The sequence below is a fragment of the Streptomyces clavifer genome, from assembly GCF_036345975.1.
Taxonomy (GTDB): domain Bacteria; phylum Actinomycetota; class Actinomycetes; order Streptomycetales; family Streptomycetaceae; genus Streptomyces; species Streptomyces clavifer.
Genome location: NZ_CP107793.1, coordinates 4342920 through 4365322 on the forward strand (window position 1 = coordinate 4342920; position 22403 = coordinate 4365322).

Genomic DNA, 22403 nt, shown 5'->3' on the forward strand with positions numbered 1-22403 from the left:
GCGGTCACCGCACGTCGTCTACCGCACGGCGACGTGATCCCCGGCCGACGACTTCGCCCCGGAGGTGGAGTTCCCGTAGTACGTCCACCGCCACGTCCCCGGCCCGGTGGCCTTCACCGTGGTCTTGAGCGCCCCCGACGTACTCGACGTCGCCTTCTTGACCGTCGTGTACGAGGAGGCGCCCGTCGCCTTGAACTGCAGGCTCACCGTGCGGCCCGCGTAGCCCTGGTACGTGTGCGTGTCCCAGTTCGCCCGCGTGACCCGCCCGGTCACGGTGAGGGTCCTGCCTTTCGTGACGGGTTCCGGCGCGGCGTTGACGGTGACGCGGGTGGCCCGCCTGAGCTGCAGCGGGAGGTTCTCGTCGTCGATGTCGTGGGCGTCACCGGCGAGAAAGACCCGGGCGGCGGTTCGCCAGGTGCCCGCGTCCTCGTTCCCGAAGTCGTGGTTCCGCGGGTCGATGTACAGCCATTCCTCGAAGTCGCAGACCCCTTGCGCCTTGTTCACGACCTCGCAGTCGCTGGTGATGACGGCGCTGTGCAGCGTGTCCGTGTTGCTGAGCTTCCCCCGGTAGGGAAACACCGTCGGCCCGTAGTCGTAGCGCAGCTTCGTCGTCATCCGGAAGACCGCGTGCACCTCGACCTCCTCGGCCACCCCGATGACGATCGGCTTCCCGCCGTTCACCGCGACCCGGGTGAAGGAGACCCCGCCCTCCGCCGCCCCGGCAGGCGCCGCCGCCACCCCGGTGAACACGACCGCCGCTCCACCGGCGACCACCGCTCTCCACATCGACTTCCCCATCTTCGAACCCGTCCTTCCCCTGCGGCCTGGACCGGGTGCACAGGCGCACCCGTCCGCGCGGCTGACTGTGGGACGGGGGAGGGCCGTTCGCGGTTGTACGCGGTGCGGCAACGATTCGATCACCACGTCCCCACCCCGGCCGGGTCCCGGGGAGGGACCCGGCGCCCGCACGGAGAGAGGACCGCCTCGGAGCGGTGGCGCGGGGCGCCGAGTGCCGCTCCTCAGCCCTTGCTGACCGCCGTCAGGATCTCCGGGAGCCGGGCCGCCGCGCGCGGAGCGGCGAGCCGTACCCCCAGCCATCCGACGAACGTCCCGTACACCGCGCCCACCGGCAGCAGCAGCCACAACCAGCCCCGCAGATCCGCCCCATGCAGCCAGACGGTCAGCCCGATGACGGGTGCGCAGAGCAGTGCGGACGCCACCATCCCGCCGAGGATGGAGATCCAGGCCAGCCCCGCCTGCCCCGGCGCCACGTTCTTGAACGCGCCCTCCTGCGGGATCGAGTACGGGAACAGCGCGGAGGCCACGGCACCCGTCGCCAGCATCGCGCCGAGCAGGGCCAGGGACAGGCCCATGGACGCGGGGAGCGCCGCCCAGTCCCCGAGCACCGCCGCCGTCACCGCGGTCACGAGGACCGTGTACGGCAGGGTGATCAGCAGCAGGGCCAGGGCCCGCGCCCGCAGTTCGGCATAGGCGTCCCGGGAGGACGAGATCGACAGCGCCACCATCCAGAAGGCGGAGGTGTCCTGCCCGAACTGGTTGTACATCTGCATGCCGAGCATCCCGGCGGCGAAACAGGCCAGGTAGACCGAGCCGGACCCCTGCACCGCGTTGAGCACGGGCACGATCAGGCCGATCGCCAGTGCCGCCACCCATGTCGCCTTCGTCTTCGGGTCCCGGGCGACGTACCGCAGACTGCGCTCCATCACCGTCCCGGTACGCCCTTCGGGGAACCGCGCGAAGAGTCCGGACCGCTCGGAACCGGCGTCGCGGCCCGCGGCGGCGATCGTGGAACCGTCCGGCGACGTCATCAGCTTCGAGAGACTGCGCTGCCACAGCCCCACCAGGGCCCCCAGCGCCAGCACGGAGAGCAGCAGCTGCCCGGCTGCGGCCCCGTACGCCCCCTCCGACGCGGAACCCACGGCGCCGAGCGCCGATGCGGGCGGCAGCCAGCGCACCACGTCCGCCAGCGGCTCGAGCGAGGACAGGCCGCCGGCCCGGCCCAGGCGCTGAGCGGCGACGTTGACGAACTGGATGCCCACCGCGATCACCAGCCCGCTGAGCAGCGCGAGATCGCGCCCCTTGCGTGAGGTCAGCAACCGCACGTTGGCCGTGGCGACGGACCGGGCCAGCGCCACACAGACCAGCAGCGTCACCGGTACGGCGACGAACGCGACCACCACCGCCGTCGCACCCCGCGCCACCGCGATCACCGAACCGAGGGCCAGCGCGAGCGTGAAGAGCGGCCCGATACCGATCAGCGAGGACACCAGCAGCGCCCCGACCAGCGGGCGGGGCCGCAGCGGAAGCATGACCAGCCGGCTCGGGTCCAGGGTCTCGTCACCGCTCGGGAAGAACAGCGGCATCACCGCCCAGCCGAGCGCCACCACCGCGGTCAGCAGCACCACGAGGGTCTCGGCCTGGGCGTGGCCGCGCAGCGCGACCAGCCCGGCCACCTGACCCGCGGCGAACAGCAGGGTGACGACGAGGGACGTGATGTAGACCGCCCGGCGCCCGGACGACCGGCGCAGCCCGTTGCGCAGCAGCGTCAGCTTGAGCCGTACGAAGACGGGCACGAGGCCCTGGCGGGGGGCCGCCGGGACGGCGTGCCCAGCCGGGCTGTCGAGGACGGTCATCGGGCACCGCCCAGCCAGTCCAGGGACTGCCCGGTGTCCCGGGCGCCCGCGCCGACGAGCTCGAGGAACGCGTCCTGCAGCGAAGGCGCGTCCCCGCGCACCTCGGCGAGCGTGCCCCGGGCCCGGATCCGGCCCGCCGCCATGACGGCCACCCAGTCGCAGAGCGACTCGACGAGCTCCATCACATGGCTGGAGAAGACCACGGTCGCGCCGGAGCGCGTGTACCGCTCCAGCACCCCGCGGATCGTCTGCGCCGACACCGGGTCCACGCCCTCGAACGGCTCGTCGAGGAAGAGCACTTCGGGATTGTGCAGCAACGCCGCCGCGAGACCGATCTTCTTGCGCATCCCGGTCGAGTAGTCCACGACCAGCTTGTGCTGTGCCCCCGCCAGATCGAGGACATCGAGCAGCTGCGTGGTCCGCTTGTCGACCTCGGCTCCCGGCAGCCCTCTCAACCGTCCGGTGTAGGAGAGGAGTTCACGCCCGGAGAGTCGCTCGAACAGCCGTAGTCCCTCCGGCAGCACCCCGATCCGGGCCTTCACCGCGACCGGGTCCCGCCACACGTCGTGACCGCCGACCTCGATGCTCCCCATGTCGGGCCGGAGCAGCCCCGTCACCATGGAGAGCGTGGTCGTCTTCCCCGCACCGTTGGGACCGACCAGACCGATGAACTTGCCCGCGGGCAGCTCCAGATCGATTCCGGAGACCGCCACCTGATCCCCGAACCGCTTCCACAACCCCTGGACCCGCACGGCGGGCGGTGCCGTGGAGGCACCGCCCGCCGTGCTCGCTCCGCCCGTGATGTCCGTCTGCTCCGGCATGGCACTGCCTTTCGATATCCCCGCGTGTGGGGACCACCCTACGAAAGGCGAGTCCGGGCGTCCGCCGTCTCCCGCGCGCACGCGTACGCGAGCGGACTGATCAGTTCCTCGGCGTCCGGCAGCCACCGGTTCGTCGGCGTGGGGCGCCGCGCCCACTGCACGGCGCCGCGCCCCCCGACGCGGGTCGGGGGCGCCGCCACGTAATGGCCCTCGCCGCGTCCCACCATGTCGAGGGAGTCGGCGTCCCAGCCCAGCCCGCGGACGAGGCCGGGGGCCTTGGCCGCGCCGCCCGGCAGCACGAAGAACAGCATCCGGCGGTCGGGGGTGCGGGTCACCGGGCCGAGCCCGAGGCCCATCCGGTCCATCCTGGCCAGCGCGAGGAAGCCCGCCGACTCCGGTACGTCGAGGGCGTCGAAGGACCGTCCCGTCGGCAACAGGACCGAGGAGGAGGGGCGCTGGGACCACATCCGACGGGCCGCCGCGGCGCTCCCGGTGGCCTGGCCGGCCCAGTCGGGGCGCGTGGGATGGGCCCCGGGGGAGGCGCAGCCGGTGTCCCCGCACGAGCAGCGCTCCGCCCCGCCCACCACGTCGAGCCAGGTGCCGGGGAACACGTCCCAGTGCCGCACCTCCGCATACCGCGCCGCGGCGTCCAGCGGTGTCTCCCCCCGCTGTTGGGGGACCTGAACGACCTGTACGACCTGCGCGGCTTCCGTCACTCCGATGGGCTCTTCCACGAACAGCACAACTTCCGGCGCCACCCGGGGTTACGGGCGCACGGACGTCGGTTACGGCGGATCGATCCTGCACGCGGGGCGCACGGAGGCATGGGCGGGGGCGCGCGTGAGGCAGTGCACCGAAGCGCGGGTAACCACTTGCAGGACTGTGCCAACTCGCCTTCGCTCGTACCCAATACAGATGAATATGCGCATTTCTTGTCCATATGCCGGGCAGTGATCCCTACCAATGATCACTGCGGTCCCAGGGGGAAACATGGCAGCCAGGCCTCTCGTCGCCCGCCAGCCGAACGAACGGCTCCAGACGCTCATCCAGGAGGCGGCCTGTTCCAACGCGGGCCTCGCCCGCCGCGTCAACATGGTCGGAGTCGAGCGGGGGCTCGACCTCCGCTACGACAAGACCTCCGTGGCCCGTTGGCTGCGCGGGCAGCAGCCGCGCGGTCGGGCGCCCGGAATCATCGCCGAGGCGCTCGGCCGCAAGCTCGGCCGTACGGTCACGATCGACGAGATCGGCATGGCCAACGGCAAGAACCTGGCCTCGGGCGTGGGCCTCCAGTTCGCGCCCACCGTGCTCGGGGCGGTCGAGCAGGTCTGCGAGCTGTGGCGCAGCGACGTGGGCCGCCGTGATCTGCTGTCCGGTTCGGCGGTCGCCGCGTCCGCGCTGGTCGAGCCCAGCCGCGACTGGCTGATCACGGGCGCGGACCCGCAGGTGGCACGCACCGCGGGGGCGCGGGTCGGGATGCCGGACGTGGAGGCGGTGCGCGCCATGACGGCCGCGCTCGTCGACCTGGACCACCGCTTCGGCAGCGGGCACGTTCGGCCCGTCCTCGTGCACTACCTCAACAGCGTGGTGTCCGGGCTCCTTTCCGGGGCGTACCGCGAATCCGTGGGCCGGGAGCTGTTCGGTGCGGTCGCCCGGCTCACCGAGCTCGCCGGGTACATGGCCGTCGACACCGGCCAGCCGGGGCTGGCCCAGCGTTACTACATCCAGGCCCTGCGCCTGGCCCAGGCCGCGGGCGACCGGGCGTACGGCGGCTATGTGCTGGCCGCCTCGATGAGCCACCTCGCCGCCCAGCTCGGGAACCCGCGCGAGATCGCCCAGCTGGCGAGGGCCGCGCAGGAGGGTGCACGGGGGCGGGTGACACCGCGTGCGGAGGCGATGTTCCACGCGGCGGAGGCCCGGGGACACGCGCTGATGGGGGACGCGCGCACGTGCCAGGTGGCGGCCGGCCGGGCGCTGGCGTCCCTGGAGCAGTCGGATCCGGACACCGGTGACGACCCGTCCTGGATCGCCCACTTCGACGCCGGCTACCTCGCGGACGAGCTGGCGCACTGCCACCGCGACCTGGGGCAGGGTGAGCCGGCCGCGCGCCGGGCGAAGGAGGCCCTGGCGGCCCTCCCGCAGTCCCGGACCCGGCGCCGCGGCATCGGCCTGGTGCTGCTGGCCACGGCACAGGTGCAGCAGCGCGAGGTGGAGCAGGCGTGCCACACGGGGCTGCGGGCCATGGAGCTCCTGAGCACGGTGCGCTCCAGCCGGGGTGCCGAATATCTCGATGACCTCCAGCAGCGGCTCGTGCCGTTCGGAGAGACCTCCGCCGTCCGGGAGTTCGGTGAGCGGATGGAGCTGCAGGCTGCCTGAGCTGCCGATTCCGTGAATCGACCATGAACAGCGCCGGGGGAGCGCTCCGTGTTACCCGCTGTGTGAAGGGGTGGTGAGCGCCTTCGGGCGCTTGGCGCCGGGTGGTTGCCACCCGGTAGCTTGAGCCGACGATTCCGTTGGTTCACACGTAGGAGTCCCGGTGACGCAGAGCGGACAGGGTGACGAGCAGCTCCCTGCTGTACGACCCGCCCACGAAGGTGTCGTGCTGCCCGCGGAGGGCGGCGCCCCCTGGTCCGAGGGCGGCCGGACGGCCGACCGGGCCGCCCCCGCGGGCGGGCAGCCGTGGGGAGGGCCCTGGGGCCCGGACGCCCACCAGGACGGCCGGGCACCGGGTCAGCTGCCGCCCGAGCAGCACCAGCCGGACGCGTACGGGCAGTACCGGCCCCAGCAGCCGTACGCGTCCCAGCAGGACCCGCAGCAGTCCTACGCGCCCCCGCACGACCCGCAGCAGCAGTCCTACGCGCCCCCGCAGCAGCAGTACGGGTCCCCGCAGGACGCGTACCAGCAGGACCCGTACCAGCAGCAGGGCCCTCAGCAGTCGTACGCGCAGCCGCTGCCGCCGGAGGCCGTGCCCGGCATGCCGGGGGGCGGGGACGCGGACGCCACGCAGTACATCGCCCCGGTACCCGGCGGGCTGCCGCCCACGCACCCCGCGGAGTCCACCCAGTACCTCGGGCAGTCGGGCCAGGGGGCCGACGCCGACGCGACCCAGTACATACCGCCGGTGCCCGGCGGCGCCCCGTACGGGATCCGGCCCGGGCCCCCCGGCGAGCGGCAGCCGCCCGCCGAGTTCGACAGCCTGTTCCGCGACGAGGGGCCCGCGGGCGCCACGCAGCAGATGCCCCAGGTCGGCCCCGCGCACCAGCAGCCCCCGCACCAGCAGCCCCCGCGCCGGCAGCACCAGCCTCCGCAGGGGGCCCAGCCGTCCCCGTCGGGGCCGCAGGGGGTCCGGAACACCCAGGAACCCGAGCACGGGGGCGGCGGGGCGCCGCGCAGGCGCTCCGCGCACATCCCGCTCATCGCCGCCGTGGTCATCGGCTGCGCCGTCATCGGACTGGGCGCGGGCGCCCTGATGAGCGGCGGCGACGAGAAGTCGGGGGACGACAAGCAGTCGGTGTCCGCGCAGAGTTCACCCGCGGGCGAGGCGTCCGCCCCGGCGGCGGCCGACCCCGCCGAGCCGCAGGCGCAGGGACTCGACAAGCTGCTCGCGGACAGCAACGACAGCCGTGCGACGGTGATCAGCGCCGTGGGGAGGATCGAGAGCTGTCAGGCGCTGGACCAGGCGGCCACCGACCTGCGGGGCGCGGCGACGCAGCGCCGTGATCTGGTGACCCGGCTCGAAGGGCTGAGCATCGACCAGCTGCCCGCTCACGCCGAACTGAAGTCCGCGCTGACCGCGGCCTGGCAGGCCTCGGCCCAGGCGGACGACCACTACGCCGCCTGGGCCGACCAGGCCAGGAACAACAAGAAGGTCTGCAAGGGCGGCAAGGCCAGGTCGACCGACGAGAAGGGCAAGGCCAATGCCGCCAGCGGCGTGGCCACCCGGGAGAAGCAGAAGGCGTCGGGGCTCTGGAACTCCATCGCGGAGAAGTACGGCCTGACGAAGCACACCCCGACCGACCTCTGACGCACGCACCGCCGACGACGGCCCCCGCTGCCCGGGACCACGGGCGACGGGGGCCGTCGCCGTAGGCGGTCAGCCCCTGATGCGGGCGTCCACCAGGGTCTCCGTCACGTCGACGAAGCCCTTCCGATCGGCGACCAGACGCCCCCCGCGGACCACCTGGAACGTCACCCGGCCGTTGACGATGCGAGGGTACGCGGCCGAACCGACCGTGTCCTGGAAGCGCCAGCGCAGGACCGGCGTGAGCCCGCCCGTGTCCACCTCGGTGCCCCGGTTGAGGCTGACGGAGACTCCGCCCGCCGTGATCGTCTCCTGGTCCAGCGCCTCGATGACCGTCCTGAGCACCGTGTACGCGATCCAGGTCGTCTGCACGCCCGTGTCGTCGGGGTCGATCCTGTTGTCGCCGAACGCGTACTTCCGGATCACCTGGCGCATCGGCTTCCACCGGGCATCGCCCGACTCCGGGTACCAGCCGGTGACGTACGCCCCCTCGAAGGGGCTGTTCCGGCCGCCCGTGCGGTCGATGAGCGGCTGCCCGACGCTGCCGAGGACCGACGAGATCCGTACGCCGCTGTTCTCCGGTTCGAGCCGGCGGAACGAGTCGAAGAACGTCTCCGTGCCCTTGCCGAGCACCGCGGTCACGCAGCCGTCGCCCGCCTCCTTCAGGGCCTCGGCCGCCTGGGAGTCGTAGGACGTGGCCTCCTCGGGGGCCACGATGTCGAAGGACGCCGGGCGGTCGGCCCGGGTGAGGCTCATGTTCACGAGGCCCGGCATGCCGTCGCCGACGAGCGAGTCCGGCCGCACGAGCGAGACCCGGTCGCAATCGGCCGCCAGCTGCTCGCCGTTCCCCGCGAGGAGGGCCGACTGGCCGCCGTTGACGGGATAGGACAGGTAGCTGGTGAACTCGTCGGCCGAGGCGCCGTAGCCGCCGATGTACGGGATCCCGGCGGCCTCCAGCGGCGCCAGGACGGCCCGCCCGTGCCTGCTGTACGAGCCGACGACCGCGACGACGTCCTCGGCGACCGCCTGCCGCGCGCACTTCGACGCCCCCATCGGGCTGTCGGCCTCGTTGCAGGTGAGCACACGCAGCTCGTGCCCGTCGATCCCGCCCCGGTCGTTGATCCAGCGGGCGTAGGTCCGCGCCATGGCCGGCATGCCCGCCATGTTCACGGCGGCCCCGGGCGTGTCCGGCGCCCAGGTCATCACGGTGACGGTGTCCCCGGAGCCTCCCGGGAGACCGGGTACGACACCACAGCCGGTGGTCAGCAGCGCGCCGGCCGCCACCGTGCTCGTGAGGAGTCTGCAGGGGCGGGGAGTGATGAGGCGTCGCCATCCGGTCATGGGCATGAACTTTTCCGCGTCACGGGTAACGCCGCAGTGTGCCGTGTTCAACGCTCGGTGACGTGAAGGTGAATTACGGGGGGCCGTGCGCACACCGGGACGAGGAACGTACGATCGACAACCGTGCAGCAAGGTTCGGAGAACTCTTCCCGTCGCGGCCGTCGCTCCTCCACCATGGGCGGCATGCCGCTCAACGACATGCCGTGGTGGCGCTGGCGCAGCAACGTGCGCTCGGCGCTGCACATGCTCTCCGACCCCGTCTTCCACCACGAGTGCTGGCTCCCCGGCCGCGCCGGCTACGGCGACGTCACCGACGCCGTGTACCGCCTGGTCGAGGACACCTGGCTGGACAACTGGTCCGCCGAGAAATACGTGGGGACGATCTTCCGCGACTCGGCCGAGGCGGCCCTCGTGGACGTGGCGGCGCTGCGCGTGCTGCGCATCATGCACCAGGTCGGCGCGGACGCCCCCGTCTCCGCCTATCTGGAGCACCACGGCTGGGCGGAGGCCGTGCAGGCGGCCCGCGAGGCCCATGTGATGCTCGCCACCAACGACGCCGAGGACCCGGACGTCCCGCCGCGCTCCCTCGACGTGCTCCGCATCATGACCGGATCCGCCTGACCCGGGGCACCGCGTCCGGACCGGCTCGCGGGGTCCGGCCCGATCCGGACGGAGGACGCCAGCCGACCTGTGGCACCCTACGGGGATGACCGCGCCGCAGCCTGCCGAATCCCTTACCGCCGCTGCCTCGGACGCCACCGCCGAGCAGTACGTCCTCACACTCTCGTGCCCCGACAAACAGGGCATCGTGCACGCCGTGTCGAGCTATCTCTTCACGACCGGCTGCAACATCGAGGACAGCCAGCAGTTCGGCGACCACGACACCGGGCTCTTCTTCATGCGCGTCCACTTCTCGGCGGACGTCACGGTGGACGTGGACAAGCTGCGCGCCGGCTTCGCCGCGATCGGGGACGCCTTCGGGATGGAGTGGCAGATACACCGCTCGTCCGACCGGATGCGCGTCGTCCTGATGGTCAGCAAGTTCGGCCACTGCCTGAACGACCTGCTCTTCCGGTCCGGCATCGGTGCGCTGCCGGTCGAGATCGTGGCCGTCGTCTCCAACCACACGGATTTCGCCGAGCTCGTCGCCTCGTACGGCATCCCCTTCCGGCACATCCCGGTGAACAGGGAGAACAAGGCGGAGGCGGAGGCACAGCTGCTGGAGCTGGTGCGCGGGGAGAACGTGGAGCTGGTCGTCCTGGCCCGCTACATGCAGGTGCTCTCGGACGATCTCTGCAAGCAGCTGAGCGGCCGGATCATCAACATCCACCACTCCTTCCTGCCGAGCTTCAAGGGCGCGAAGCCGTACCACCAGGCCCATGCGCGCGGCGTGAAGCTGATCGGTGCGACGGCGCACTACGTGACCGCCGACCTCGACGAGGGGCCGATCATCGAGCAGGAGGTGGAGCGGGTCGGGCACGGCGTCACGCCGGACCAGCTCGTCGCCGTGGGGCGGGACGTGGAGTGCCAGGCGCTGGCCCGCGCGGTCAAGTGGCACGCCGAGCGGCGCATCCTGCTCAACGGCCGCCGCACGGTGGTCTTCGCGTAGCCGGGATCACAGCCTGCTGAGGGAGGCCGCGGCGAACAGCACGTCGCTGATCGCCTCGCGGTCGCCCTCCTGCCCCGCGGCGGCCTCCACCGGCGGGACGTGCCCGGCGACCAGCCGGCAGAACTCCACACCGTCGAGCGCGACCTGCGCCACCGTGTGACCGGGCGAGCCGACCGCGGCGGGCGAGTCCAGCGCGATGTACCAGTCGCCGCCGCCCCGGCCCTCGACCTCCAGGTGCAGGGAACGGCCCGGGGACCCGGCCGTGACCAGGTGGCGGGCCGCACCCGCCAGCCCCGCACGCCGGCGCCCGGCCAGGGTGGCCGGCAGCAGCCGGACCGCGAGGTCGATCATCCGGTGGAGATGGGCTGCGGCGGGAGGCTCGTACGGATAGTCCACCGCGTCAGCGATGTCCCCGGCGTGTACCCAGCACTCGAAGGCCCGTTCCAGCAGGGAGTCCGTCAGGGGGAGGGCGAAGTCCCCGTACGGGACGGAGAGCTCCGAGACGCTCCGGCCGGCGAACGACACCGTGCGCACCAGGGTGTGGCTCTGGTCGCGCCACGGTTCCCGGACGGCCCGGGTGGGCGGCCGGTAAGCGGCCGACCAATACGTTTCGGTGCGCTCGGTCGGTGACAGGGGCTTGTCCCCGCAACCGAGCGGGTCGTCCAGGCCGAGAGCGGTGGAGACCAGGCCGTCGACGGCCGTCAGATGGCCGATCACCCCGGCGACCGTCGTCTTCCGGCCGGTCTGACGTTCGCCGTCGAACCACTTCAGCCGTACCGGCGCGTGCCACTCGGGGCTGCCGATGTCCCGGAGGAGCGCGTCGAGCCGGGCGGTCTCCGTGTCGTAGGGGGCGGCCCAGGACGGGACGGGGATCCGGGCCGGACGGCGGCTCAGACAGCTCTCCAGGACCCGGGCCCGGAGCATCGGGTCCAGATCCAGGCTGCCGTCGGTGTGCAGGAGCCCCACGGCGTCCCGCAGCCGCAGGGCCTCGTCGGCACAGGGGGCGCACGAGGTGAGGTGCTCCTCGACCGCCGCGGTCTCCTCGGCGGAGCAGGCTGCCAGGGCCCAGGCGCCGAGCAGCGAGGTGAGCACCTTGTGGGAGAGCTGCGGCACGACGGGCGGAGCGGGCAGGTACGCGCGGTCGTCGGCGGGGGCCCGCGGGGCCGGTATGCGCCGTTCGCCGTGGAGCCTGTCGTCGCGGCCGGAGCCGTCGGTGCCGCCGCTCATGGGGTGTGTCCGTATCCGGGAGGCGAGGAGCCCGCTTGCGGGTGGGTGTTCGCGGTGGCGAGCAGCTGGAGCCCGAGCCGCAGCCGGCGCCGGGCCTCCTCGCCGGTGACGCCGAGGTCGGCGGCGGTCTGCCGGTAGTCCCGGCGCTGGACGTACGCGAGCTCCAGCGCGGCGCGCAGCGGCGCGGGCATGGAGGCGACGATGTAGTCGGCGCGGGCGGCGACGGTGGCCCTGCGCACCAGGTGCTCCAGCTCCCGCTCACGGGCGTCCGCGCCGGAGCCGTCCGCCGGTGCCGCGAGGGCGTCCGGGCTGTCGGTACGGGGGCCGTCCGCCTCCTGCCGGTCCGCGCCGGAGCCGTCCGCGGGTGCTGCGAGGGCGTCCCGGTGGCCCGTACCGGCGCCGTCCGCGCCGTGCGTCCCGCGGAGCCGCTGCACGGACCGGCGGTGGGTGAGCCATGCCACCCAGGACCTCATCGAGCCCTGCTTGGGGTCGTACGCGCCCGGGTTCTCCCAGACGAAGTGGAAGACCTCGCGGGTCACCAGGTCGGCTGCGTCCTCGTCGTCGAGCATGCGGTGGGCCTGGCTGTGCACGAGGGGAGCGAACCGGTCGTAGAGCTCGCCGAGCGCCGCCGCCTCGCCGCGCGTCAGCCGCTGCTGCATCCGGCGGTCCCAGCGCGGTGGTGCGTCCTTCGCCATCCAGCCCCCAGCCCTGTGCCCCTCGTCACCCCGAATGTAGTGGGCGGGCTCCGGCGAGCACGCACCTTTGCGCCAAGTACGTCCCCCGAGTGGCGCTGAATGATAGGGAACACAGCGCGCTTTGCCGTTTCCTGGCCGGGTAAACCGGTCGCCGGTGATCATTTCTGGATGAATCCCGTGCGGGGGCGCTGAGCGCGCCGGAGTTTCACAAAGGCGCAACGTGGGCACCCGCGAGGAGGAACGGAAACTTCCGGATCCTCCGGATGCCACCGGAACGAAAGGCCCCGTCGCGTGACGCTGAAGGTGGACGAGACCGAGCAGGGCGCGTGGACCGTGCTGCGGATACGCGGTGAACTCGATCTGGTGACCTCACCCGTCGTACGTCAGTCCGTCCACGGGGCGGTGGCCGAGGGGCAGCACGACGTGGTCCTCGACCTCTCGGGCGTCCTCTTCTGCGACTCCAGCGGCGTCGGCGTCCTGATCGCCTCCCGGCGCCTCATGAAGTCCTGCGGCGGACGGCTGCGGCTGATCCTCCCGGCCCGTGGCGCGGTGGACGGCTCCCACGTCAACAAGGTGCTCGGCGCCCTGGGCGTACGCAGACTCTTCGAGGTCTACCCCGACGCCGATGCGGCCACCGACGAGGAAGCCCAGCCGCTCACCGCCTGAACACCTCGGGCCGGCACCCGGTTCCGATACGTGCGACGGGGGTTGGTGACACGTGACGCCCCGGGGCGTCGTACGCTCCCCGCATGGACAGCGCAGAGTACGAGCGCAAGATCGCGCACCGGTTCGCCGCCTTCGACCAGGACGGCAACGGCTACATCGATCGCGCCGATTTCAACGCCGCAGCGGCCCGTCTGCTCACCGAATTCGGCACGACGGCCCGCTGCGACAAGGGTCAGGCCCTCTACACGGGCGCCGAGGCCTTCTGGCAGGGCATGGCCGGGATCGCCGACGTGGACGGGGACCAGCGCGTCAATCGCGAGGAGTTCGTGGGCGGAGCCGTGAAGCGGCTGCGCGACAGCCCCGAGCGGTTCGCGGAGATCGCCAGGCCCTTCCTGCGCGCGGCGATCGCCGTGGCGGGCGGCGGGCACGCCGACGGGCCGGCCGCGGCCCCGGTCGCCGCGGTGGAGCGCGCCCTGCGCGTCCTGGGTGCCGAGGACGAGGTCGCGAGCATCGCGGCCCGGAGCCTGGACACCGACGGCGACGGCACCGTCGCCGAAGCGGACGCGGTCGACGCCTTCGCCGCGTACTTCACCGTGATCGAACCGGACGCGTAGCGCCGCCGCACAACACGCCCGACGGCGCGAGCAGTTCGCGCCGCCCCGCGGGCCGGCCGGGTGCCCTCCCGGACCGGCCCGTACCGCCGTCCGCAGGGCCGTCATGGCTGACCGGAGGCGTGCGGCCGGTGCGTGCGCGGGTGACGCAGCGCAGCCGGACGGCACCGGGGCACGGGGGTGTGCCGGGAGCGATCCGTCACCGGGCGGAGTCGGCCGGACCGCTCGGGTACGCTCCGTCGGGTGCGAGTGGTTCTGGAACCGGAGCATCCGGATGTGGCCCGTGCGGCCGTTCCGGACCGGGAGCCATGCCCCGCTCGTGGCCCACGGAGATGCGCCGGGCCTGCCGGGGAGCCCTTCCCCGAGGCGACGGGGCGATCCTGTTCGACTCTCCGCAGCACGCGTCGCACAGTATGGGCCACGCGTACTCCTTCGCGCTGGAATATGCCCGAAGCGCTTGTTGCGGTGACTGTACGTCAACCATGCTGTCCCGAAGGGGAGTCACGTTCCGTGACCCTGAGGAGGCGCTAGGCGATGTGTCCGCCGGTTCGGATGGTGTGAGCGGTGCAGGTGCTTCAGGTTCAGCTGGAGGTCGGGCCGGATCCCGCGGAAGTGGGGCGGGCCCGCAGATGGGCGCGGTCGCGGCTGATCGGGTCCGGGATGGAGGACGAGCCGCTCGCCGAGACGATCATCCTGCTCATCTCGGAGCTCGTCACCAACGCGGTGGTCCACACGGGCTGCCCCGCCGTGCTGCGGATGCTGTTCGGACCGACGGGGGCGACGGGCACGGTGCGGGTCGAGGTGACCGACACCAGCTGTCGTCCGCCCCAGCCGCGTCACGCGGAGGGCGAGGACACCAACGGCCGCGGGCTGGAGCTGGTGGACGGCCTGGCGGATCGCTGGGGCTGGCAGCCGGAAGGCGCCGGGAAGCGCATCTGGTGCGAGATCGACCGGGGCGGCCCCCCGCTGGTCCGGCTGATCAAGGAACAGCCGGACGGAGTGAAGGCCGGGTCCGGCCTCCGGCCGGCAGCCCCCCTGGTCTAGGGCCACCCGGTTCGGATCAGGCCGGGCTCGGATGCTCCGGCACCCGGCACCGCACCTCCCGGCTGACGGACGGCGGGGCCGGGCGGCGACGGCTCGTGGCGCCGGCGATCACGACGCCGGGCGTGGTGGCGCCATGGCCCAGCGGATCGCGGTGGTCAGCGCGCGCCCGGTCGGGGCCAGGCAGGCTTCGGCCGGGTGCGACAGGCGGGGCAGCTCCAGCGACGTACGGGCCCAGCGCGGGAGGGCGGCGACGGCGTTCGCGGCGAGCAGCGCGTAGGGCACACGGGCGACCAGGGGCAGCGGCGGGTGCAGCAGGATGAAGCGCGCCGCCTCGCGTGCTTCCTCCGTAGGGCGGAGTTCACCGCGGTAGGCCCCGAGACGGGCGACGAGTTCCTTCCGGTCGCGCGGCGGATCGATGACACCGAGTGCTTCCGCCACGCGTGCCGTGTCGGCGAGGTAACCGTCGCATCCGGTGGCGTCGAGCGGTGCGGCTCCGTAGCGCTGGTGGGCGAGCAGGAAACTCTCCACCTCGGCCACGTGCACCCAGCCCAGGAGGTGCGGGTCGGTGGCGTCGTAGGGCTCTCCGGACGGAGTCCTTCCGTGCACCAGGCCGTGTACGGCTCGCACCCGGTCGACGGCCTGCTGCGCCTGGTCGGCCGTTCCGTACGTGGTGACCGCGAGGAAGGTGCTGGTGCGCTGCAACCGTCCCCAGGGATCGCCGCGGTATCCGGAGTGGGCCGCCACGGCGGCCATCGCCAACGGGTGCAGGGACTGGAGCAGGAGTGCCCGGAGGCCGCCGATGAACATGGACGCGTCGCCGTGGACGGTGCGGATCGGCCGGTGCGGGCCGAACCAGCGCGGGCCCGGGGTGTCGTGGATGCGGGCGCGGTTCTCCGGCCCCGCGGGACCGGCGACGCGGGCGAAGACGGCGCTGCCGAGGCGTTCGCGCAGGTGAGGGGCTGCACGCATGGACGAGTCCATGGATCCAGTATGCGCTCATGGGCGCCCGGCACCTGCTGTCCCGCGCGCACCGTCGGCGGCCGTCGACCGGAACGTCCGCCGATAGGCCATCGGTGACACCCCCAGGGCCGCCTGCACACGCTGGCGCAGGGAGGTGGCCGTACCGAAGCCCGCGTCCCGTGCCACCTGGTCGATCGACAGGTCCGTGGACTCCAGCAGCTGCCGGGCCCGCTCCACCCGCTGCTGGGTGAGCCACTGCCCCGGGCTGATCCCGACCTCCTCGCGGAAGCGGCGGGTGAACGTGCGGATGCTCATCGCCTCCTGCTGGGCCAGGTCACGCAGCAGGATCGGCTGGTCCAGCCGGCCGAGCGCCCAGGCCCGCGCGGCCGTCGTGGTGGCGAGCTGTGCCTCCGGTACGGGCCGCTGGATGTACTGCGCCTGGCCCCCGTCGCGGTGCGGCGGTACGACGGTGCGGCGGGCGACGTCGTTGGCGACGGCGGTGCCGTGGTCGCGGCGCACGATGTGGAGGCAGAGGTCGATCCCGGCGGCCACCCCCGCGGACGTCAGCACGTCCCCGTCGTCGATGAACAGCACGTCCGGGTCGACGCGGACCTGGGGGAAGAGCCGCTGGAAGTGGTCGGCGGAGGACCAGTGGGTGGTGGCGGGGCGCCCGTCGAGATATCCGGCCGCGGCGAGGACGTACCCGCCCGTGCAGATGGACACCATCCGGGTCCCCGGCCTGATGTGCGCGAGCGCGGCGCCGAGCTCGTCGGTGAGCCTGCCCTCCGTGTGGACGGGGCCGAGCTCGTGCGAGGCGGGGATGACGACGGTGTCGGCGGTGGCGAGGGCCTCGGGCCCGTGCTCGACCAGGATGCTGAAGTCGGCGTCGGTGCGGACCGGGCCCGGCCGACGGGCGGAACAGGTCATTACCTCGTACAGCTTCCGGCCACCGCCGACCGGTCCGGAGCTCAGCGAACGGCCGAAGATCCTTTGCGGGATGCCCAGTTCGAAGGGGAGCAGCCCGTCGAGGGCGAGTACGACGACGCGGTGCGGCACGCGGATTCCTCTTCCTCTCGGGTTGGCTGCCACCGACTCTCAGCTGATACATGTCCCTGCTGTGAACGAAAAGTCGGCAGCCCGCACATTCATTCCCTCCGCGACCCGGACCCGGGCGGTGGCGGCGGCAGCCGCCCTCGTGACCGTGGCGGCCGGGCTGGGCGTCCGGTCGGTGGCGGGCGGGGACTTCGCCAAGTACGCCGGGTCCGCCCTCTACACGGTGCTGATCCACATGCTGGTCGTCCTGGTGGCCCCCCGGGTGCGCCCGGTGACGGCCGCCGTGGCCGCGCTGGCGTTCAGCTGGACGGTCGAGCTGGCCCAGCTGACGGGCGTACCCGAGGACCTGTCCCGGCAGAGCACGGTCGCGCGGCTCGTCCTGGGCTCGACGTTCAACGCCCCGGACCTCTTCTGGTACGCGGTGGGGGCCGGCCTGGCCTGGGCGGTCCACACGGCGGCCTCCGCGCGCACCCGCGACTGACCCGGTGGCCCGATCCCTGCGAAGGGTGTCTGTCCAGCCACTCGTGGAGGGACCGGGGCCACCAGGATGCTGGTCCGCGTGAACCCGACAAGCAGACCGGCGGCCGTCCCCGTCCCCGTCCCCGTCGACGCCGTCCCGCCCCGCCGGCCCTCCCGCCCGCGGATCCACCGGGCGTGGATCGTCGCGGCCGTCACCTTCGTGACGATCATCGGCGGTGCGGCCTTCAACTCCCTGCCCGGCCTCCTCATCGACCCCCTCCACACGGAGTTCGGCTGGTCCCGCGGGGAGATCGGCCTCGCCGTCTCCATCGACATGGCGCTGTACGGGCTCACCGCGCCGTTCGCCGCCGCGCTGATGGACCGCTTCGGCATCCGCCGGGTCGTGGTCGTGGCGCTGACGGCGGTGGCCGCCGGAGCGCTGGCGAGCGTCTGGATGACGGCGTCCTGGCAGCTGATGCTCTACTGGGGCCTGCTCGTCGGTCTGGGCACCGGCTCCATGGCACTGGCCTTCTCGGCGACCGTCACCAACCGCTGGTTCGTCGCCCGCCGCGGCCTGGTCACCGGCATCCTGACCGCGGCCGGGGCCTCCGGCCAGCTGGTCTTCCTCCCGCTGTGCGCCTGGATCGTCGACGAGCACGGCTGGCGCCCCGCCTCGGTGACGGTCGCCCTGGCCGCGCTCGTCGTCGTCCCGTTCGTCTGGCTCCTGATGCGCGACCATCCGGCCGACGTGGGCCTCGCCCCGTACGGCGGCACGTACGTGGAGAAGCCCGCGCCCGCGGTGGGCGCGGCGACCCGCACCGTGCGCGTCCTCCTCGACGCCGCGCGCACGGGGCCGTTCTGGCTGCTGGCCGGTTCGTTCGCGATCTGCGGTGCCTCCACCAACGGTCTGATCCGCATCCACTTCGTGCCCTCGGCGCACGACCACGGCATGGCGATCACCGCGGCGGCCTCGCTCCTGGCCGTCATCGGTGTCTTCGACATCATCGGCACGATCTTCAGCGGCTGGCTCACGGACCGCTTCGACGCCCGCAGGCTGCTCGCCGTGTACTACGCGCTGCGCGGCGTCTCGCTGCTGTTCCTGCCGATGCTGATGGCCCCGGCCGTGCACCCGCCCATGATCTTCTTCATCGTCTTCTACGGCCTGGACTGGGTCGCCACGGTCCCGCCGACGATGGCCCTGTGCCGTGAGCACTACGGCGAGGACAGCGCGATCGTCTTCGGCTGGGTCCTGGCCTCGCACCAGGTGGGCGCGGCGCTGGTGGCGTTCCTCGGTGGCGTGGCACGCGACGTGTCCGGTTCGTACGACGTGGTCTGGTACGCCTCGGGGGCGCTGTGCGCGACAGCGGCCCTGATGGCCCTGGTCATCCGCGGGCAGCCGACGGACCGGCCCGGGGCCCCGAAGGCCCCCGCCTGACCCGTGAACGGGACGGGCCCGCTACCGTTCGGTCCCACGGCAGGGGGGGGCGTATGCGCGGAGCGGGTACATCCGGGGCGGTCGGGCCCGACGGCACGGTGGCGATGCTGGTCTGTGCCGCACAGCTGGGAGCGCTGCTCGCGGGCTCCCTGGTGGTCGGCTTCGGCCGGAACGACGAGTACGAGAGGGCGCCCGGCGCACCGCTCGGGCTCCTGTGCGTGCTCGTGTTCGGTCCGCCGCTCCTGCTGTTCCTCGGGTCGGTGCACACCTTCCTGATGACGATGCCGGCCGATCTCGCGGCGCAGGCGGCAGCCCGCCGTGCGAACGGCGCGCTGTGGCAGTGGCGGGCCGCATCCGTCGTCGCGCTCGGCGCGCTGTACGCGGCGGCGCCCGCCGCGGCCGGTGCCCCGTACCTGCACTCCTGGGCCTGGATCGCGGGGAGCGGTGCCCTGCCGCTGCTGGGCGTCGCGTGGTTCCGCAGGGGGGAGCGGCGGCGGGGGCGGCCGTACCGGCGGGGCGAGGTGTGGTTCCGGGTGCTGCCCGCGGGGTTCCTGCTCACCGTGACCGCGATGGCGGCCTGCGGCCTCGCACTCGCCACCGGCGTCGTGGGGGCGTACGAGGCCCCGCGCCTGACGGAGGCGGAGATGCCCGGCGTCTGGGAGAGCGAGGACGGACGGGCCGAGATCCGTCTGGACGCGGGCGGAGGCGCGGTGTTCTCCCGAGTGCCGTACGGATCCTGGGACGAGGAGGGCCGCTGCGACGGCACGGGCACGTGGTCGTACGCCCCCGGGGACGGCGCGGTCAGGGGGACGGTCTCGTTCGTGGTCTTCCAAGACGGCTGTCCGCTCGACACGTGGACGGTGGGCGGAACCGCCGAACGTCCCGAGCTGTACGCCCTGTTCGGTGATCCGGACGGGGGAGACGTCCGGATCCTGGTCCGAGGGACGGCCCCCTGAGGCCCGTCGTGCCCGCCGTCAGCCCTTCAGCCGCCCGGCTATCCTCCGTGCGTCCAGGGCTATTTCCCGGAGCATGCCGCTGATCGGATTGGTGAACCCGGTGAAGTACAGCCCCGGTGCCTGCTCCGGGGTGCGGGAACCGTGCACCACGGGCCGGCCGCGCGAGTCGAGTACGCCGAGGTGGCCCACCAGGCCCTCCAGTGCGCGCCGGTAGCCGGTCGCCGCTATCACCGCGTCGGGGGTGATCCGGCTTCCGTCGGCCAGCACCACCGTGTCCTCCTCGAAGGACTCGACGGCTGCGACGGGGACCACCCGGCCGCGCTTCACCGCGTCGATCAGCCCGACGTCCTGAACCGGGATCGCGCCCTCCTTGACCCGTGAGTAGAGGCCCGTGTCCGGGCGGGGCAGGCCCTGCGCGGACAGATCGGGGACGGCGACGCGGGCCAGCAGGCTCCCGGCGCGGTCGACCAGCCGGACCGGCAGCCTGCGGACCAGGACGGCGGTCGCCTGCGCGGGCCAGCCCGCCGTCGAGCGGCGCACGAGGTGCGGCGTGGTGCGCACCGAGATCCGCACCCGGGAGGCACCGCCCTCGACCAGGTCCACGGCGATCTCGGCCCCCGTGTTGCCGATGCCGACCACGAGCACGTCCTTGCCGGCGTAGGGGGCCGGGGCGCGGTACTCCGCGGCGTGCACCAGGTCGCCCGTGAACCCGGCACGGCCGGACCACTCGGGGATCCGCGGGGTGTGGTTGAAGCCGGTGGCCACGACGACCGCGCGGCCCGTCAGCACCCGGCCCCCCGTCGCGCTCAGCTGCCAGCCGGACCCGTCGGCGGCGCGGTCGACGCGGGACACCTCGACGCCCGTCACCACTTCCAGCTCATGGTGTTCGGCGTACTTCTCCAGGTAGCGCACCATGTCGTCGCGCGACACCCAGCGCCCGAACCTGCGGGGCATCGCCAGCCCCGGCAGGGCCGACCAGCGCCGGATCGTGTGGAGGTGCAGCCGGTCGTAGTGGCGGCGCCAGGACGTCGCGACGCTGTCGGACTTCTCCAGCACCACCGCCCTCACTCCCTGCTCCCGCAGGGCCGCCGCGGCGGCGAGCCCGGCCGGACCACCGCCGATCACGTACACCGGCCGGTCGTCGGTGCGGTCGATGGAAGCGGGAACTGCGGGGCCACCGGGGGCGGATGTGCTGTCTGACATGCTTCGGAGCGTAATCCGGCATGCCGTTGATGGGTCTCGGTCAAGACCGGAATCGGTTGCGAATTGATCACGGATGCGTGGTTGCTGTGTGCCCGGGGGCTATTTTCGGCCGGTCCTGCGCACAACCGTTCACCAACCTGGTGCGCCCCAGACGGGGAACCACCGGGCCAGGTCCTTCTCCACCCGGAGGTCGTCACCCAGCACCGCCCGGGCCCTGAGCTCCAGTTGGTTGTCACGCCGCTCCTCGCCGCCCGGCACCGGGGCGAACGGATAGAAGGTGCCGCGCTTGTAGAGGTAGACCAGGGCCAGCGCCCGGCCCTCCGCGTCGCGGAAGCCGATGAGCGAGCACAGCAGGTGCGGGCCGAAGCCGCCGTCCTGGAGCAGGGTGTTGACCGCGTGCAGGTCGTTGACCAGCGCGGCGGTGTCGTCGGCCGGGTGCCGGGCGAGCAGCCAGGTGTAGCCGTACGCGTCCCGGTCGAACTCCACCGGGACCCCGCCCCGCCCCGTGTCGGCGTCGAGCAGCTCCCGTACGTCCTGCTGGATGCGGGCGAACGTGCCGCCCTCCACTCCCGCGAAGCACACCGAGCCCAGGCCGGTGGGCGCGAATCCGGTGCCCGCCTGGAGGGTCAGGGCCGCGGACGGGACGGCGAAGAGCTGGTCGAGGTCGGGGCGGACCGGCTTGCTGCGGCCGAGGATGCTGTCGAGCAGGCCCACGGGAGCTCCTTACGGGCGGGACAGGTCGGCGGAGATGCGCGCCAGCTGGTCCAGGCGCTGTTCGAGCGTCGGGTGGGAGGAGAGCAGCCTGCCCAGCGACTCCTTGGCCGCGAAGGCGGGCACGAAGTAGAAGGCGTTGTACGGCTCGGCCTTGCGCAGGTCCTCCGTCGGGATCCGGGCCATCTGGCCGCTCACCTTCGTCAGGGCGGAGGCGAGCGACGAGGGGCGGCCGGTGAGCAGCGCGGCCGTGCGGTCGGCCGACAGCTCGCGGTAGCGGGACAGCAGGCGGGTCAGCAGGAAGCTCAGGGCGTAGACGACAGCGCTGATCAACGGAATGAGCATGATGATGACGCCCGCCGGGTCGTTGCCCCGGCTGTTGCGGGCGAAGCCGCCCCACAGGGCGACGCGGGTGACGATGCCGGCCAGGACCCCGAGGAACGAGGCGATCGTCATGACGGCCACATCGCGGTGCGCGACGTGCGACATCTCGTGGGCCAGGACCCCCTCGAGCTCCTCGGGCTCCAGTCTGCGCAGCAGTCCGGTCGTGGCGCAGACCAGCGCGGTCCGCTCGCTGCGGCCGGTGGCGAACGCGTTCGGCACGTCGCTCCGCGCGACCGCCACCCGGGGCTTGGGCATGTCGGCCAGGGCGCAGATCCGGTCGATGGCGCCGTGCAGTCCGGGCGCCTCCTGCGGGGTGACCTCGCGCGCGCCCATGCCGTACGCGGCGATGCGGTCGCTGAACCAGAACTGCGCGACGAAGAGGCCGCCCGTGATCACCAGGACGACCGGCCAGGCACCGCGCAGGACGGCGAGCAGCACGCCCACCAGGACCACGTAGAGCAGCCCGATGAAGAACATGGTGCTCACCATGCGGGTGGTCAGACCGCGGTCCGGGGCGTAGCGGGAACGGGTTCGTGCCATGGGTGCCTCCAACGGC

At 72.8% G+C, this 22403-nt stretch carries 22 protein-coding genes; 10 read left to right on the plus strand and 12 right to left on the minus strand.

Annotation, left to right across the window (positions count from 1 at the left end; translation table 11 throughout):
- Nucleotides 1–18: 18 nt before the first annotated feature.
- The 4 genes from OG927_RS18980 to OG927_RS18995 all read right to left on the minus strand — a co-directional run bounded on the left by OG927_RS18980 (nt 19) and on the right by OG927_RS18995 (nt 4218).
- A complete protein-coding gene (locus tag OG927_RS18980) occupies nt 19–798 on the minus strand; it encodes a hypothetical protein (protein ID WP_330320507.1) in 780 nt (259 codons plus the stop codon).
- Nucleotides 799–1019: 221 nt separating this feature from the next.
- Entirely contained in the window at nt 1020–2654 is a 1635-nt protein-coding gene (locus tag OG927_RS18985; protein WP_330320508.1) for a transporter, read from the minus strand.
- Nucleotides 2651–3475, minus strand: coding sequence for an ABC transporter ATP-binding protein (locus OG927_RS18990; protein ID WP_330320509.1), 825 nt, complete (start codon nt 3473–3475; stop codon nt 2651–2653). Before OG927_RS18990 ends, OG927_RS18985 begins: the two co-directional genes overlap by 4 nt.
- 38 nt (nt 3476–3513) lie before the next feature.
- Entirely contained in the window at nt 3514–4218 is a 705-nt protein-coding gene (locus OG927_RS18995) for a bifunctional DNA primase/polymerase (protein ID WP_330321333.1), read from the minus strand.
- A gap of 247 nt (nt 4219–4465) precedes the next feature.
- Here OG927_RS18995 and OG927_RS19000 point away from each other — a divergent pair, with 247 nt between their 5' ends.
- Together OG927_RS19000 and OG927_RS19005 are read left to right on the plus strand one after the other, a co-directional pair.
- Nucleotides 4466–5848 (plus strand): hypothetical protein, encoded by a 1383-nt coding sequence (locus OG927_RS19000; protein WP_056796920.1) that lies wholly within the window; start codon nt 4466–4468, stop codon nt 5846–5848.
- Nucleotides 5849–6008: 160 nt separating this feature from the next.
- Entirely contained in the window at nt 6009–7496 is a 1488-nt protein-coding gene (locus OG927_RS19005; RefSeq protein ID WP_330320510.1) for a hypothetical protein, read from the plus strand.
- Between the two features lie 69 nt (nt 7497–7565).
- Here OG927_RS19005 and OG927_RS19010 read toward each other — a convergent pair whose 3' ends face one another.
- Nucleotides 7566–8834, minus strand: coding sequence for an ABC transporter substrate-binding protein (locus OG927_RS19010; RefSeq protein WP_330320511.1), 1269 nt, complete (start codon nt 8832–8834; stop codon nt 7566–7568).
- 174 nt (nt 8835–9008) lie between these two features.
- Between OG927_RS19010 and OG927_RS19015 the strand changes: the two genes are divergently transcribed.
- Nucleotides 9009–9455, plus strand: coding sequence for an SCO4402 family protein (locus OG927_RS19015; RefSeq protein ID WP_056796911.1), 447 nt, complete (start codon nt 9009–9011; stop codon nt 9453–9455).
- An 85-nt stretch (nt 9456–9540) separates the two neighbouring features.
- Nucleotides 9541–10443 carry a formyltetrahydrofolate deformylase gene (gene purU, locus OG927_RS19020; protein WP_056796909.1) on the plus strand — a complete coding sequence of 301 codons (903 nt, stop codon included), beginning with the start codon at nt 9541–9543 and terminating at the stop codon, nt 10441–10443.
- A gap of 6 nt (nt 10444–10449) precedes the next feature.
- Here purU and OG927_RS19025 read toward each other — a convergent pair whose 3' ends face one another.
- Complete coding sequence (locus OG927_RS19025) at nt 10450–11670, minus strand: zf-HC2 domain-containing protein (protein ID WP_209469946.1); 1221 nt, start codon at nt 11668–11670, stop codon at nt 10450–10452.
- A complete protein-coding gene (locus tag OG927_RS19030) occupies nt 11667–12365 on the minus strand; it encodes a sigma-70 family RNA polymerase sigma factor (protein WP_056796902.1) in 699 nt (232 codons plus the stop codon). Before OG927_RS19030 ends, OG927_RS19025 begins: the two co-directional genes overlap by 4 nt.
- 291 nt (nt 12366–12656) lie before the next feature.
- Here OG927_RS19030 and OG927_RS19035 point away from each other — a divergent pair, with 291 nt between their 5' ends.
- The 3 genes from OG927_RS19035 to OG927_RS19045 all read left to right on the plus strand — a co-directional run bounded on the left by OG927_RS19035 (nt 12657) and on the right by OG927_RS19045 (nt 14686).
- The gene (locus OG927_RS19035) at nt 12657–13031 is read left to right on the plus strand and encodes an STAS domain-containing protein (RefSeq protein WP_056796899.1); all 375 of its coding nucleotides are present in this window, start codon (nt 12657–12659) and stop codon (nt 13029–13031) included.
- 83 nt (nt 13032–13114) lie between these two features.
- Nucleotides 13115–13645, plus strand: a complete 531-nt coding sequence (locus OG927_RS19040) for an EF-hand domain-containing protein (protein WP_124281431.1) — start codon at nt 13115–13117, stop codon at nt 13643–13645.
- Nucleotides 13646–14206: 561 nt separating this feature from the next.
- Nucleotides 14207–14686, plus strand: a complete 480-nt coding sequence (locus OG927_RS19045; protein ID WP_056796893.1) for an ATP-binding protein — start codon at nt 14207–14209, stop codon at nt 14684–14686.
- 108 nt (nt 14687–14794) lie between these two features.
- On the opposite strand, the gene OG927_RS19050 is transcribed toward OG927_RS19045, so the two are convergent.
- Complete coding sequence (locus tag OG927_RS19050) at nt 14795–15667, minus strand: oxygenase MpaB family protein (protein WP_056796890.1); 873 nt, start codon at nt 15665–15667, stop codon at nt 14795–14797.
- A 15-nt stretch (nt 15668–15682) separates the two neighbouring features.
- Nucleotides 15683–16702, minus strand: a complete 1020-nt coding sequence (locus tag OG927_RS19055; protein WP_209469945.1) for a GlxA family transcriptional regulator — start codon at nt 16700–16702, stop codon at nt 15683–15685.
- A gap of 61 nt (nt 16703–16763) precedes the next feature.
- Here OG927_RS19055 and OG927_RS19060 point away from each other — a divergent pair, with 61 nt between their 5' ends.
- From OG927_RS19060 to OG927_RS19070, 3 genes are all read left to right on the plus strand, one after another.
- Nucleotides 16764–17180, plus strand: a complete 417-nt coding sequence (locus tag OG927_RS19060; RefSeq protein ID WP_330320512.1) for a ribosomal maturation YjgA family protein — start codon at nt 16764–16766, stop codon at nt 17178–17180.
- Between the two features lie 66 nt (nt 17181–17246).
- A complete protein-coding gene (locus OG927_RS19065) occupies nt 17247–18593 on the plus strand; it encodes an MFS transporter (protein ID WP_330320513.1) in 1347 nt (448 codons plus the stop codon).
- A 53-nt stretch (nt 18594–18646) separates the two neighbouring features.
- Nucleotides 18647–19549: a hypothetical protein gene (locus OG927_RS19070; RefSeq protein ID WP_330320514.1), complete on the plus strand. Its 903-nt coding sequence runs from the start codon at nt 18647–18649 to the stop codon at nt 19547–19549.
- Between the two features lie 18 nt (nt 19550–19567).
- On the opposite strand, the gene OG927_RS19075 is transcribed toward OG927_RS19070, so the two are convergent.
- The 3 genes from OG927_RS19075 to htpX form a co-directional block, all read right to left on the minus strand.
- Nucleotides 19568–20752 carry a flavin-containing monooxygenase gene (locus tag OG927_RS19075; protein ID WP_056796881.1) on the minus strand — a complete coding sequence of 395 codons (1185 nt, stop codon included), beginning with the start codon at nt 20750–20752 and terminating at the stop codon, nt 19568–19570.
- Between the two features lie 129 nt (nt 20753–20881).
- Nucleotides 20882–21466, minus strand: a complete 585-nt coding sequence (pspAB, locus tag OG927_RS19080; protein WP_056796878.1) for a PspA-associated protein PspAB — start codon at nt 21464–21466, stop codon at nt 20882–20884.
- Nucleotides 21467–21475: 9 nt separating this feature from the next.
- Nucleotides 21476–22387: a zinc metalloprotease HtpX gene (gene htpX, locus OG927_RS19085; protein WP_056796875.1), complete on the minus strand. Its 912-nt coding sequence runs from the start codon at nt 22385–22387 to the stop codon at nt 21476–21478.
- Nucleotides 22388–22403: the final 16 nt, after the last annotated feature.